Here is a 13420-nt window from a genome sequence, read left to right as displayed (position 1 = left end):
GCCCTCTCGCTGTTGTCTCTAGTGCGGGGGGGTGTGCGGGGGCGTCGACACGAGCCCCCCGCCGACCCCCCCCGGGGGGGGGGGGTTGTCCCACCCCCCCGGCCCCAAGCCGTTGCCCCGGGCCGGGGGCGGCGCGCAGTAGGTTCGGGGCATGCATGCGATGACGATTCCCGTACCCGGTGGTCCCGAGGCGCTCGTCTGGGCGGAGGTGCCGGACCCGGTGCCCGGTGAGGGCGAGGTGCTGGTCGACGTGGTGGCCACCGCCGTCAACCGGGCCGACCTGCTCCAGCGGCAGGGCTTCTACAACCCGCCGCCCGGCTCCCCGGTGTACCCGGGGCTCGAATGCGCCGGGCGGATCGCCGCCCTCGGGCCGGGCGTGTCCGGCTGGGCCGTCGGCGACGAGGTGTGCGCGCTGCTGGCCGGCGGCGGCTACGCGCAGCGCGTCGCGGTGCCGACCGGGCAGCTGCTGCCGCTGCCGAAGGGGCTCGGCTTCGAGGAGGCCGCGGCGCTGCCCGAGGTGGCCTGCACGGTGTGGTCCAACGTCTTCCTCACCGCGCACCTGCGGCCCGGCGAGACCGTGCTGGTGCACGGCGGCGCCAGCGGCATCGGGACGATGGCGATCCAGCTGGCCAAGGCCGTCGGCGCCCGGGTGGCGGTCACGGCCGGCAGCGCCGGGAAGCTCGCGCGGTGCGCCGAGCTCGGGGCGGACATCGTGATCGACTACCGGGAGCAGGACTTCGTCGAGGCGCTCCGGGAGGCCACCGACGGGGCCGGGGCGGACGTGATCCTCGACATCATGGGCGCCAAGTACCTGCAGCGGAACGTCGACGCGCTCGCCGTCAACGGACGGCTGGTGATCATCGGGCTGCAGGGCGGGGTGAAGGGCGAGCTGGACCTCAACACGCTGCTGCGCAAGCGCGGCGCGGTCGTCGCCACCAACCTGCGCGGGCGGCCGCTGGCCGAGAAGGCGGCGATCGTGGCGGCGGTGCGGGAGCACGTGTGGCCGCTGGTCGAGTCGGGCGTGGTCAAGCCGGTCGTCGACCGGGTGCTGCCGCTGACGGAGGCCGGGGTGGCGCACGGGGTGCTGGAGCGGGGGGAGCAGGTGGGCAAGGTCGTGCTGCGGGCCTGAGGCCTTGCGGGTGCGGCGGTACCAGCACCCGAGGGGCGTCCGAAATGCCCTGATTGCCGGAGTGTGTGAGGCTGGTCCGGAGCTGTCCCGCCGCCGACCCCGCCCCGCGCGGTCGGCCGTCGGAAGGACCTCCGACCGTGGCCGCACCAACGCACGCGCACCTCGGGCCGCTGCCCGCCGCTCCCTCCCGCCGCCCCGCCCGGGCCCGCCGGCTGGCCGCGGCGGCCGTGCTCGGGCTGGTCCTGCCGCTGGCCGCCGCGACGGTGGCCGTCGCCGCCCCCGGACCGGGGGCGGCGAGCTCGGCGGAGGCCGCGGACCGGGCCGACGGCGCGGACCGGTCGGACGGGCCGGACGGGTCCGGCTGGTCCGGGGGCGCCGTCCCGTCCGCCGCGCCGCCGGAGCGTGCGGCCACCCACTCCCGCCCGGACGACTGGGACCCGCGCGCCCACCGCCACCGGCCCGCCGCGCCGGAGCAGGCGCCGGACACATCGCCGCAGCAGGCGCCGGACCAGGCGCCCGACCAGGCGTCCGACGGGGCCGTCGAGCAGGCCCCGGACCAGTCCGCCGAACAGGCTCCCGGGACCGCCGACGCCGACGCCCCGGACACCCCGGCCGACGACGCGGCCCCGGACACCGCCGCGACGGCCGCCACGCAGGCCATCGCCGCCCCCACCGTGATCCCGGCCCGCTGGGGCGACGCCTCCACCCTGCAGCTCCCCCTCGGCGCCGGCCTGGGCCTCATCGGCTGCGGCCTCGGCCTGGTCGGCCTGCGTCTGCGCAGGGGCTGGTAACCGCCCGACGGGAGACGGGCGGCGGGGCGGGGCGGCCGTGTGCGCGGGGGCTCGGATCCGGCGGAGGAGGGTCGGTGCGGCGCGGGTGGGTGTGGGGGAGGTTGTGTGCGGGGTTGCGGTGGATCGGGGGGTGGTGCGGCGGTGCGGCGCGCGAGAACTGAGTATCCGTACGGATTCCCGAGGGGCCGGCCGGGGCGTACCGTCGGGACCGGCCGTGCGGGCCGGGGGCTTCCGCCCGACCAACCCCAGTGAGAGAGAATGTTGTTCATGACGAATCCGATGAACGAGAGCTCGTCGCAGGACGGCCAGAAGGTGCTGATCCTCGGACCGGACGGGATGCCGGTGGGCCAGGGGTTCGCGGGCCCGGCGGGGGACGACGAGGGCGAGGGGCCGCGCGAGCTCCCGGTGACCGAGATGGTCGAGCAGCCCGCCAAGGTCATGCGGATCGGCAGCATGATCAAGCAGCTGCTGGAGGAGGTCCGGGCGGCGCCCCTCGACGAGGCCAGCCGGGCGCGGCTGAAGGACATCCACGCGAGCTCCATCAAGGAGCTGGAACTGGGCCTGGCTCCCGAGCTGGTCGCCGAGCTGGAGCGGCTGTCGCTGCCGTTCACCGAGGACTCCATCCCGACCGAGGCGGAGCTGCGGATCGCGCAGGCCCAGCTGGTCGGCTGGCTGGAGGGGCTGTTCCACGGGATCCAGACCGCGCTGTTCGCGCAGCAGATGGCCGCGCGGGCGCAGCTGGAGCAGATGCGCCGGGCGCTGCCGCCCGGGCTGCACGGCGGCGAGCCGGACGAGGACGAGCCCGGCCAGGGCCGCGGGATCCGCTCCGGCCCGTACCTGTAGGCCCACCCGCGGCCCGCGGCGACACCCGCGGGCCGCGCCCGCACGGCGCACCCGCCGGTCGTACCGGGACGGCCCGCCGCCGGGCGGGCTACCGGCGGGTAGCCACCGGGCCGATCCCCGCGGAGCGGCCCTGGACCGATCACCGTCGGCGGGAGCCGATACCCTGGCCCCCTGTCGCAGGCCGGTGCAGCCGCCGCGGCAGGGGGCCGGGCCGGCCGACGGGCCCGGACCGCAGCACGTACGGACGAGACCGAACGTCACGGTCGCGGCGGTGACGCCCGCGCCGAGGGGGAGCAGCAGATGAGCGAGCACGGCAACGCGGCGGTCGAGGGCTACTCCCTGGGCAACGGCCGCTACGTGTTGCAGCGGCTGCTGGGCGAGGGCGGCATGGCATCCGTGCACCTCGCGTTCGACAGCGTGCTGGGCCGCCAGGTCGCGCTGAAGAGCATGCACAGCGAGCTGGGCCGGGACGACTCGTTCAAGGAGCGGTTCCGCCGCGAGGCGCAGGCGGTGGCCCGCCTGGAGCACCCGAACATCGTCACGGTGTACGACAGCGGCGAGGACGTCGCCCCCGACGGCTCCAGCACGCCGTACATCGTCATGCAGCTGATCGACGGCAAGGGCCTGCGCGAGACGATCAACGAGGCCGTCGCGCAGTACGGCGCGATGCCGACCGAGGAGGCCCTGCGGGTCACCATCGGCGTGCTGAACGCGCTGGAGGCCTCGCACGACATGGGTCTCGTGCACCGCGACATCAAGCCCGGCAACGTCATGTTCGACCGCAAGGGCAACGTCAAGGTCATGGACTTCGGCATCGCCCGGGCGCTGGAATCCGGCGTCACGTCGATGACCCAGACCGGCATGGTGGTCGGCACCCCGCAGTACCTGTCGCCCGAGCAGGCCCTCGGCAAGCCGGTCGACGCCCGCTCCGACCTGTACTCGGTCGGCGTGATGCTCTTCGAGATGCTCACCGGCCAGCTGGTCTTCGACGGCGACTCGGCGTTCTCGATCGCCTACAAGCACGTGCAGGAGGAGCCGCCGGCGCCGTCCACGATGAACCCGTCGCTCCCGCCGGCGGTGGACGCGTTCGTGGCCCAGGCGCTGCGCAAGGACCCGGCGCACCGCTTCGCGAGCGCCGAGGCCATGCGGGACGAGGCGGAGCGGCTGATCGCCGAGCTCAAGGGCGGCGGCGGGCACTCGCTGCAGGCGAGCACGCCGCTGGTGATCAACGAGGGCCCGCGCTCGGTGCACGCCGCGCCGCAGAACCCGGCCACGCCGCACCCGCAGTACCTCCAGCAGGGCGGTGCGCCGCAGCAGCCGCAGTACCAGACCCCGCCGCCGGCCTACCAGACCCCGCGTCCGCAGGCGCCGCAGACGCCGCACCCCTTCCCGCAGCAGCAGCCGCAGTACCAGACCCCGCCGCCGGCGTACCAGACGCCGCAGCCGTTCCAGCGGCCCGCGCACACCCCGCCGCCGCAGCCCGTGCCGCCGTACCGGCCGAACCCGGCCCCGGCGGCCGGCGGGGGCGGCTGCTCGACGGCGGCCGTGGTCATCATGATCATCATCGGTGTGCTCGTCCTGGCGGGCATCATCATCGCGATCGTGATCAACAAGGCGAAGAACAACACCCACAGCACCACGTACGGCAGTGCCGCGCCGTCCGCCGTGGTGCTGGTGCTGGACGCCCCGGAGCGCTCCGGCCTGCTCTGACCGGTCGCGGCCGGATCGGGCGTGTCACGGCGCGCGCCGGAGGCGGTAGCGTTCGGGGATACGAAAGCGACAGGGCACCGCGATCCGAGCGAACGCCCGGGGCGAGGAGCGATGGCACAGACGCAGCATCCGGACGACGACGAGGGCGCCCGGGCGGCCGGCCGGACCGGCGGGGCCCCGCAGCCGAGCGTGCCCGGGAGCGACGCCGCGACCAGCGCGTTCCCGCCGGTGCCGCCCGGCGGCCCGCAGACCCCCGGGCGCGGCACCGCCGCCCCCCTGGGGACGGTCGGTGACGGCCGCTACCGGATGACCCACCGGCTCGGCCGCGGCGGCATGGCCGAGGTCTTCGCCGCCGAGGACATCCGGCTCGGCCGGACCGTCGCGGTCAAGCTGCTGCGCGGCGAGCTCGCCCAGGACGACATCGCCCGGGCGCGGTTCACCCGCGAGGCGCACGCCGTCGCGGCCCTCAACCACCACTCGATCGTCTCGGTCTACGACACGGGCGAGGAGTACTTCGGCGACGAGTCCACCCCGTACATCGTGATGGAGCTGGTCGAGGGCCGGACCGTCCGCGAACTGCTGGTGGACGAGGCCGCGCCGCCGGTCGACCAGGCGCTGATCATCATCGCCGGGGTGCTGGAGGCGCTCGCCTACAGCCACCGGCACGGCATCGTGCACCGCGACATCAAGCCCGCCAACGTGATCATCACGACCACCGGCGCGGTCAAGGTGATGGACTTCGGCATCGCCCGCGCGCTGACCGGCGGGGCCACCACCATGACCCAGACCGGCATGGTGATGGGCACCCCGCAGTACCTGTCGCCCGAGCAGGCCCTCGGCAAGCCGGTCGACCACCGCTCCGACCTCTACGCGGCCGGCTGCATGCTCTACGAGCTGCTGACGCTGCGCCCGCCGTTCACCGGCGACACCCCGCTCTCGGTGGTCTACCAGCACGTCCAGGACCCGCCGGTGCCGCCCTCGCAGGCCAACAGCCGGGTGCCGGTCGGCCTCGACGGGATCGTGCTGCGCTCGCTCGCGAAGAACCCGGACGACCGCTTCCAGGACGCCGACGAGTTCCGCGCGCACGTCCAGCACGCGCTGCGCGAGATGCACGGCGCGGCCGGGGCCGGCTGGGCCGGCGCCACGGCCGGGCTGCCCGCGGCGCCCGGCGACACCGGCGCCACGCAGGTGATCCGGCCGGACCAGACGGCGGCCACCGCGGCCTTCGGCGCGATCGGCGCGGGCGACGCGACCTCGGTGCTGCCGTACCACGGCGGCCGGCCGCCCGCGGGCCCGCACACCCCGTCCTCGCCCTACCAGGGCCCCGGCGGCCCCTACGACGACGGCCACGACGGCGGGGACGACGACGGGTACGGGCGGCGGCGCGGGCCGTGGGGCTGGGTGGCCGGCATCGCGGCCGTCCTGGTCGCGGCCGGCGTCGGCATCGCGCTCGCGCTCAGCGGCGGTGGCGGTGGCGGCGGTGGCGGCGGCACCAACCTCGGTCCCAGCACGCCCGCCCCGGCGGTGAGCAGCACCGACGCCACCACGCCGCCCGCGAGCGGCAGCCAGAGTCCGCCGGCCTCCAACACGAACAGCCGGAAGCCCTCGCAGCCGACCGACAACGGCAACTACGGCGGCGGCAACGGCGGCACCAACATGTCGCCGCAGCCGACGAACAAGCACACGCAGAGCCAGACGCCGACGCCGACCGGGACGCACTCCCCGACCGCCTCCTCGTCGGCGTCCAGCACCCCGACGACGGCGCCGTCGACGCCGAGCGGCGGCGGCAGCACGCCGACCGGCGCGAACCCGGGGACCAGCCAGCCGGCGCCGCCGACGGGCAAGCCCCCGATCACGCCGCCGCCGACGCTCGGCTGATCGGGGGCTGAACCGGCTTCCGGCCGGGGTCAGTTGGCGAAGGCGTCCAGGACCTGTTCGTACTCCTGGCACCACCACGCCAACTGGCCCGCGGAGGCGGGGTACAGCGGGTCGGCCCGGTGGTCGCCCCGCTGGTAGCGCCACTGCAGCATCCAGAAGTCGTTCAGCCGCTCCCACCAGACCCGGTGGGCGGCGGCGGCGAGGTGTTCGGGGGTGGCGGCGCCGGTGGCCCGGTAGGCCTGCGAGTAGTGCCGGACCCGGACGAGGTCGAGCGTGCCCGTCGTCCGGTCGTTGAAGAGCAGGGTGGCGGCGCGGACGGCCTCCTCGGCGCGCGGCTGCGGGCCGAGCTTGTCCCAGTCCAGGACGGCCACGACGCCGTCCGCCCCGGGTGCGCCGGGGGCGTCGAGCGCCGCCGGGTGGAGCAGGTTGAGGCCGTGGAAGTCGCCGTGGGTCCAGCCGGTGGGCGGGGCGGCCTGCGGGGCGGGGCGGCGGTGGGCGTGGTCGGCGAGCAGTTCCAGCCGTTCGGCGAGCCGGCGTTCGACCAGGGCGTCGAGGTCGCCGTGGGGGCGGTGGGCGCGGGCGTGTCCGAGCAGGTCGCGGGCGAGGTCGGCGCTGTCGAGCGGGTCGGCGCTGCGGTAGCCGTCGGGCTGGTCGAGCGGGGCGCAGACGTCGTCGAGCGCGCCGTGCAGGTGGCCGAGCAGCGCGCCGAGAGCGTCGCACTGCGGCAGGGGGAGCTCCGTACCGTGCCGGTGTCGGCCATCCACCCACGGGAACACGGCGAACAGCCGGCCGCCGGAGGAGGCCACCGTCCCGGCGCCGTCGGTGCGGGTCAGCGGGGGTGCGACGGGCAGGCCGAGGGCGTGCAGCGCGGCCATGGCGCGGTGGTGGGCGACGATCTTCGGACGGTTGGCGGTGGCGGCGTCGACGTAGCACTTCAAGAAATGGGGACCGGCCTCGGTCACGACCCGGTAGCCGCGGTTGAGCAGGCCCTCGGCGACCGGTTCGGCGGTCAGTATCCGTCCGATCGGGTAGCGGCACAGCACCTCGGCCAGGGCGGCGCGCGGGACGGGCGGGCTGAGGGTCCCTATCGGCGGGGCGGCGAGGTCGGGGCGGGCCGGGGCGCAGGCGAGGGTCTGGCTGAAAGTCACAGCCAGAGGTTATGGCCCCCTGGCGGGGGCCCTTGACAAGTCGTCAGAACTGTGATGCTGCCCGGGCTCAGTGCTGCTGGTCGGCCTGGTGCCGGGCCACGAAGGCCGCCGCCTGGGTGCGCCGCTCCATGCCCATCTTGGCGAGCAGACTGGAGACGTAGTTCTTCACCGTCTTCTCGGCCAGGTGCAACTCGTTGCCGATCTGACGATTCGTCATCCCCTCGCCGATCAGATCGAGGATCCGGCGCTCCTGCTTGGTGAGCTGGGCGAGCCGTTCGTCCTCCTTCTCGCCGCCGTCGCGCAGCCGGGCGAGCACCCGGCTGGTGGCGACCGGGTCGAGCAGCGACTTGCCGGCCGCGACGTCCCGCACCGCGGTGATCAGGTCGGTGCCGCGGATGGCCTTCAGGACGTAGCCGGAGGCCCCGGCCATGATCGAGTCGAACAGCGCCTCGTCGTCCGAGAAGGAGGTCAGCATCAGGCACTTCAGCTCGGGCAGCCGCGAGCGGACCTCCCGGCAGACCTCGACCCCGTTGCCGTCCGGCAGGCGCACGTCGAGCACCGCCACGTCCGGGTGGACGGCGGGGATCCGGGTGATCGCCTCGGCGGCGGTGCCGGCCTCCCCGACCACCTCGATGTCGTCCTCGACCGAGAGCAGGTCGTGCACGCCCCGTCGGACCACCTCGTGGTCGTCGAGCAGGAAAACTCTGATTTGTCCGTTATCACTCACACCCAAAACCTCCCATATGACCCTACAAGTGGCCTCTCGTACGTACTGCCCCAGGGGCGTGTTCCGGCCAGACCGGTCCGAAACCGATACCGAGAACCCCCTTACGTACGGGCCGTCGCCCGGATAACGTGCGCTGGTGTCCTGAAGGCGCCCGAATTGAGAGCTGCGTCACGCGGTCCGTCACCCCCACCCAACCGACGGCGAGCCGAGCGCGGCACCCACGGGGTTGTAGGCCCTGAACAAGTAGGACGTCCTAGCGCAGGCGCGCCAAGGGCGGACGCTGGGTAACGTTCTCGTGAGGGACGCCGTCGGAACAGGATCACCACCTGCCCCGCAACAGGTGCGCATACCCACGCGCCCCGCGAGGCGGTGACCGGACCGGTCACCGGCGACCCCGGGCGGCCGGACAGACCGAGGAGTGAACGTGACCGTCAAAAGCACGGCGAGGGCCCGCAAGAAGGCGGCCCCCTCCGTCCCTGACACCCTGCGCGCCACGGGTACGGACGCCCAGCCGGAGCTCGTCCAACTGCTCACGCCGGAAGGCGAGCGGGTCGAGCACCCGGACTACCCGCTCACCACCACTCCGGAGGAGCTGCGCGCCCTCTACCGCGACCTGGTGCTGGTGCGCCGGTTCGACGGCGAGGCCACCGCGCTCCAGCGCCAGGGCGAGCTGGGCCTGTGGGCCTCGCTGCTCGGCCAGGAGGCCGCCCAGGTCGGCTCCGGTCGTGCCATGCGCACCGGCGACTACGCCTTCCCCACCTACCGCGAGCACGGCGTGGCCTGGTGCCGCGACGTCGACCCGCTGAACCTGCTCGGCATGTTCCGCGGCGTGAACCACGGCGGCTGGGACCCGAACGAGAAGAACTTCCACCTGTACACCATCGTGATCGGCGCGCAGGCCCTGCACGCGACCGGCTACGCGATGGGCATCACCAAGGACGGCGCGGACGACGCGGTCATCGCGTACTTCGGCGACGGCGCCTCCAGCCAGGGCGACGTCAACGAGGCCTTCACCTTCGCCTCGGTCTACAACGCCCCCGTGGTGTTCTTCTGCCAGAACAACCAGTGGGCGATCTCCGAGCCCACCACCACGCAGACCAAGATCCCGCTGTACCGCCGCGCCTCCGGCTTCGGCTTCCCGGGCGTCCGGGTCGACGGCAACGACGTGCTGGCCTGCCTGGCCGTGACCCGCTGGGCGCTCGACCACGCCCGCAACGGCAACGGCCCGGTGCTGATCGAGGCGTTCACCTACCGGATGGGCGCCCACACCACCTCCGACGACCCGACCCGCTACCGGCTCACCGAGGAGACCGAGGCCTGGAAGGCCAAGGACCCGATCCTGCGGCTGCGCACCCTCCTGGAGAAGGAGGGCCTCGCGGACGAGGAGTTCTTCGCCGCGATCGACGCCGAGAGCGAGCAGCTGGGGCTGCGGGTGCGCGAGGGCGTGCGCAGCATGCCGGACCCGGACCCGACGCTGATCTTCGACCACGTGTACAGCGAGCCGCACGGGCTGGTCGATGAGGAACGGGCCGAGTACGTCCAGTACGCGGCCTCCTTCGAGGCGGGGGAGAACCTCTGATGGCCGGTCAGCTCAGCATCGCGAAGGCGCTCAACAGCGCCCTGCGCAAGTCGCTGGAGGACGACCCGAAGACCCTCCTGATGGGCGAGGACATCGGCAAGCTCGGCGGCGTCTTCCGGATCACCGACGGCCTGCAGAAGGACTTCGGCGAGGGCCGGGTCATCGACAGCCCGCTCGCCGAGTCGGGCATCGTCGGCACCGCGATCGGCCTCGCGCTGCGCGGCTACCGCCCGGTCGTGGAGATCCAGTTCGACGGCTTCGTCTACCCGGCCTTCGACCAGATCGTCTCCCAGCTGGCCAAGATGCACGCCCGCGCGCTCGGGCACGTCAAGATGCCGGTCACCATCCGGATCCCCTACGCGGGCGGCATCGGCGCGGTCGAGCACCACAGCGAGTCGCACGAGGCGTACTTCGCGCACACCGCCGGCCTGCGCGTGGTCACCCCGTCCAGCGCGCACGACGCGCACTGGATGCTGCGGCAGGCCATCGCCTCCGACGACCCGGTGATCTTCCTGGAGCCCAAGCGCCGCTACTGGGACAAGGGCGAGGTCGGCGACGCCGCCGACCTGGGCCTGTACGACGCCCGGATCGTCCGGCCCGGCACCGACGCGACGCTGATCGCGTACGGCCCGATGGTCAAGGTCTGCCTGGAGGCCGCCGCGGCCGCCGAGGAGGACGGCCGCCGCCTGGAGGTCGTCGACGTGCGCTCGCTCTCCCCGGTGGACTTCGCCACCCTGGAGGAGTCGGTCAAGCGCACCGGCCGGGCCGTCGTGGTGCACGAGGCGCCGGTGTTCCTGGGCATGGGCGCCGAGCTGGCCGCCCGCCTCACCGAGCGGTGCTTCTACCACCTGGAGGCGCCGGTCCTGCGGGTCGGCGGCTACTACGCGCCGTACCCGCCGTCCCGGGTCGAGGAGGCATTCCTGCCCGACCTGGACCGCGTGCTCGACGCCGTCGACCGCGCGCTCGCGTTCTGATACCGGGGAGCGAAGATGACCACCGAAGTTCGCTCGCTCCGCGAGTTCAAGATGCCCGATGTGGGCGAGGGCCTCACCGAGGCCGAGATCCTCAGCTGGTACGTCAAGCCGGGTGACACGGTGACGGACGGCCAGGTCGTCTGCGAGGTGGAGACCGCCAAGGCCGCGGTGGAGCTGCCGATCCCGTTCAACGGGGTCGTCGAGCAGCTCTTCTTCCCCGAGGGCGCGACGGTCGACGTCGGCACCGTGATCATCTCGGTCGCGGTCGCCGGGGAGGGCGGGGCCCCGGCTCCGGCCGCCCCCGCCGCGCAGGCCGCCCCCGCCGCTCCGGCGGCCGAGGCGCCGGCCGCGCCGGCCGAGCCCGAGCGGCGCGAGGTGCTGGTCGGCTACGGTCCGCGGACCGGCACCGCCCAGCGCCGGGCCCGTCGGACCACCACGACCACGGTCGTGGCCGCGCCGGCCGCCCCCGCGGCTCCGGCCCCGGCCGTGGCTCCCGTCGCGGCTCCTGTCGTGGCTCCTGTCGTGGCTCCTCTCGTGGCCGAACAGCACACCGGCGAACGGCCGTTGGCCAAGCCGCCGGTGCGCAAGCTGGCCAAGGACCTCGGCATCGACCTGCGCGCGGTCACCCCGACCGGCCGGGACGGCGTCGTCACCCGCGAGGACGTGCACGCGCACGCGTCGGCCCTGGCCGCCGCGGCCTCGGCTCCGGCCGCGGTCGCTGCCGCCGTCGTTGCCGCCGAGCCCGTCGCGGCCGAGCCGGCCGAGGCTCCGGTCGTCGTGTCCGGGTCCGCCGCGGGCGACGTCCGGGTGCCGATCAAGGGCGTCCGCAAGGCCACCGCGCAGGCCATGGTGGCCTCGGCGTTCACCGCGCCGCACGTCACCGAGTTCGTCCAGGTCGACGTGACCCGCACGATGAAGTTCGTCCGCCGGCTCAAGGAGAGCGGCGAGCTGGGCCGGGACGTCCGGGTCAGCCCGCTGCTGATCGTCGCCAAGGCGCTGCTCACCGCGATCAAGCGGCACCCCGAGATCAACGCGCAGTGGGACGAGGCGGCCCAGGAGATCGTCATCAAGGGCCAGGTGAACCTCGGCATCGCCGCGGCCACCCCGCGCGGCCTGATCGTGCCCAACATCAAGGACGCCGGCGCCAAGACCCTGACCGGGCTGGCCACGTCGCTCGGCGAACTGGTCGAGACCGCCCGCCAGGGCAAGACCTCGCCGGCCGACATGCAGGGCGGCACGGTCACCATCACCAACGTCGGCGTCTTCGGCGTCGACACCGGCACCCCGATCCTCAACCCGGGCGAGGCCGCGATCCTCGCCTTCGGCGCGGTCCGGGAGCTGCCGTGGGTGCACAAGGGCAAGGTGGTCCCGCGTCAGGTGACCACGCTGGCCCTCTCCTTCGACCACCGCCTGGTGGACGGGGAACTGGGCTCCAGGGTGCTGGCCGACGTGGCCGCCCTCCTGGAGCAGCCGAAGCGCCTGATCACCTGGGGCTGACCGGCCGGTAGGACCACGGAAGGGGGGGGGCCGGCCCCCAACGGGTGGGGGGGTGGCCCGCCCGGGGGTGCGGGCCGGGGGTTCCGGCGGGGGGCGGGGGCGGGGCCCCCCGGGGGGGGCCCCCCCCCCCCCGCGGGGGGCCCCCCCCCCCCCCCTTCGTGGTGTCCGTCCGTCGGTTACCGCTGGGGACGGAGGCGACGGACGGCGATCAGGACGCCCGCGCCGAGTGCGAGGAGGGCGGCGGCGGAGCCGGCGAGGAAGCCGTTGGAGGAGGAGCCGGTCTGGGCGAGCTCGGGGGTGCCGGCCGGCGCGGAAGTCGAGTTCGCGGCGGGGGACTTGGGGGCCTCGGCGGTGGGCGCGGCCGGAGCGGCGGTCTTGGTCTCGTCCGCGGCGGGCTTGGCCGGGGCGACGGGAGTGGTCTTGGCCTTGGCCGGGGCGCTCGGCTTGGCGGTGGCGGTCGGGACGGGCTGGGCGGCGGCCGGGTGCTCCACCGGGAAAGTGAAGTTCGAGTCGCCGACCACGGCCTGGGAACCGGGAGCCTGCCCGAGGACCCCGATCTTGACCTTGCCCAGGTTCTTGGGGGCCTTCGCGGAGAGGCCGATGCGGAAGGTGAAGTGCTCCGCCCGGCCGTTCTCGAGGTGCTTGACGACGGTGGCAGGCGAGGCGTTGGTGTGGAGCGACGGGTCGCAACCGGGGCTGAGGGCGACCGGCTTCCAGGTCCCGCCGGACGCCACCTCGACCGTGAAGTCCTCGGTCCGGAGGCCGGCGCCGGGCACCGGGTTGAACAGCGAGATGGACGCCGCGACGTTCTCGTAGGGCGCACCGGTGAAGTTGGTGATGCCGACGCCCACCTCCACCTTCGGGCCGCCCGCGATGAGGGTCTGGCCGTCCCGGGTCTGGTGGAAGGAAGCGGTGAGGTCGCCGTTGTGGGTGGCGGCCGGGGCCGGGGTGGCCGGAGTCGTCACCTCGTACGGACCGGCACAGGCCCAGGCGGTGTCGGTGGTGAGGATCTGGATGCCGCCGGCGAGGACGGCGGTGGTGACGAGCGTGGCGAGGGTGCGGCGGGTGGAGAGCGAGCGGGTGTTCTTCGCAAAGCGGGTGATAACGGACGTGCGCATGACGTGACTCCCCAGGGCCATGGGTC

At 74.2% G+C, this 13420-nt stretch carries 11 protein-coding genes; 8 read left to right on the top strand and 3 right to left on the bottom strand.

Annotation, left to right across the window (positions count from 1 at the left end; translation table 11 throughout):
• Positions 1 to 151: 151 nt before the first annotated feature.
• The 5 genes from ACFV4F_RS30340 (at position 152) to ACFV4F_RS30320 (ending at position 6351) form a co-directional block, all read left to right on the top strand.
• On the top strand, positions 152 to 1129 hold the full coding sequence (locus ACFV4F_RS30340; protein WP_380507168.1) for an NAD(P)H-quinone oxidoreductase: 978 nt from the start codon (positions 152 to 154) through the stop codon (positions 1127 to 1129).
• 137 nt (positions 1130 to 1266) lie between these two features.
• Positions 1267 to 1920, top strand: a complete 654-nt coding sequence (locus tag ACFV4F_RS30335; RefSeq protein ID WP_380507165.1) for a hypothetical protein — start codon at positions 1267 to 1269, stop codon at positions 1918 to 1920.
• Positions 1921 to 2187: 267 nt separating this feature from the next.
• On the top strand, positions 2188 to 2763 hold the full coding sequence (locus tag ACFV4F_RS30330; protein ID WP_359970521.1) for a bacterial proteasome activator family protein: 576 nt from the start codon (positions 2188 to 2190) through the stop codon (positions 2761 to 2763).
• 300 nt (positions 2764 to 3063) lie between these two features.
• Positions 3064 to 4473 carry a protein kinase gene (locus ACFV4F_RS30325; protein WP_380498519.1) on the top strand — a complete coding sequence of 470 codons (1410 nt, stop codon included), beginning with the start codon at positions 3064 to 3066 and terminating at the stop codon, positions 4471 to 4473.
• Positions 4474 to 4584: 111 nt separating this feature from the next.
• On the top strand, positions 4585 to 6351 hold the full coding sequence (locus ACFV4F_RS30320; protein ID WP_380441672.1) for a protein kinase: 1767 nt from the start codon (positions 4585 to 4587) through the stop codon (positions 6349 to 6351).
• 29 nt (positions 6352 to 6380) lie between these two features.
• Here ACFV4F_RS30320 and ACFV4F_RS30315 read toward each other — a convergent pair whose 3' ends face one another.
• Positions 6381 to 7499 (bottom strand): phosphotransferase, encoded by a 1119-nt coding sequence (locus tag ACFV4F_RS30315; protein WP_380441670.1) that lies wholly within the window; start codon positions 7497 to 7499, stop codon positions 6381 to 6383.
• 67 nt (positions 7500 to 7566) lie between these two features.
• The gene (locus tag ACFV4F_RS30310) at positions 7567 to 8226 is read right to left on the bottom strand and encodes a response regulator (protein WP_380441668.1); all 660 of its coding nucleotides are present in this window, start codon (positions 8224 to 8226) and stop codon (positions 7567 to 7569) included.
• Between the two features lie 424 nt (positions 8227 to 8650).
• Here ACFV4F_RS30310 and pdhA point away from each other — a divergent pair, with 424 nt between their 5' ends.
• Genes pdhA through ACFV4F_RS30295 form a run of 3 tightly spaced genes read left to right on the top strand, consistent with a single transcriptional unit; the run spans position 8651 to position 12276 of the window.
• Entirely contained in the window at positions 8651 to 9805 is a 1155-nt protein-coding gene (gene pdhA, locus ACFV4F_RS30305) for a pyruvate dehydrogenase (acetyl-transferring) E1 component subunit alpha (protein WP_380441667.1), read from the top strand.
• Positions 9805 to 10779 (top strand): alpha-ketoacid dehydrogenase subunit beta, encoded by a 975-nt coding sequence (locus tag ACFV4F_RS30300; protein ID WP_380441665.1) that lies wholly within the window; start codon positions 9805 to 9807, stop codon positions 10777 to 10779. The genes pdhA and ACFV4F_RS30300 overlap by 1 nt, the downstream gene beginning before the upstream one ends.
• Positions 10780 to 10794: 15 nt before the next feature.
• A complete protein-coding gene (locus ACFV4F_RS30295) occupies positions 10795 to 12276 on the top strand; it encodes a dihydrolipoamide acetyltransferase family protein (RefSeq protein WP_380507162.1) in 1482 nt (493 codons plus the stop codon).
• 176 nt (positions 12277 to 12452) lie between these two features.
• Here the strand turns inward: ACFV4F_RS30295 and ACFV4F_RS30290 are convergent, their stop codons facing one another.
• Entirely contained in the window at positions 12453 to 13394 is a 942-nt protein-coding gene (locus ACFV4F_RS30290; protein WP_380507159.1) for an LPXTG cell wall anchor domain-containing protein, read from the bottom strand.
• Positions 13395 to 13420: the final 26 nt, after the last annotated feature.

It is taken from the genome of Kitasatospora sp. NPDC059722, from assembly GCF_042733235.1.
Classification (GTDB): domain Bacteria; phylum Actinomycetota; class Actinomycetes; order Streptomycetales; family Streptomycetaceae; genus Kitasatospora.
This window is presented reverse-complemented; position numbering and strand designations above follow the sequence as displayed.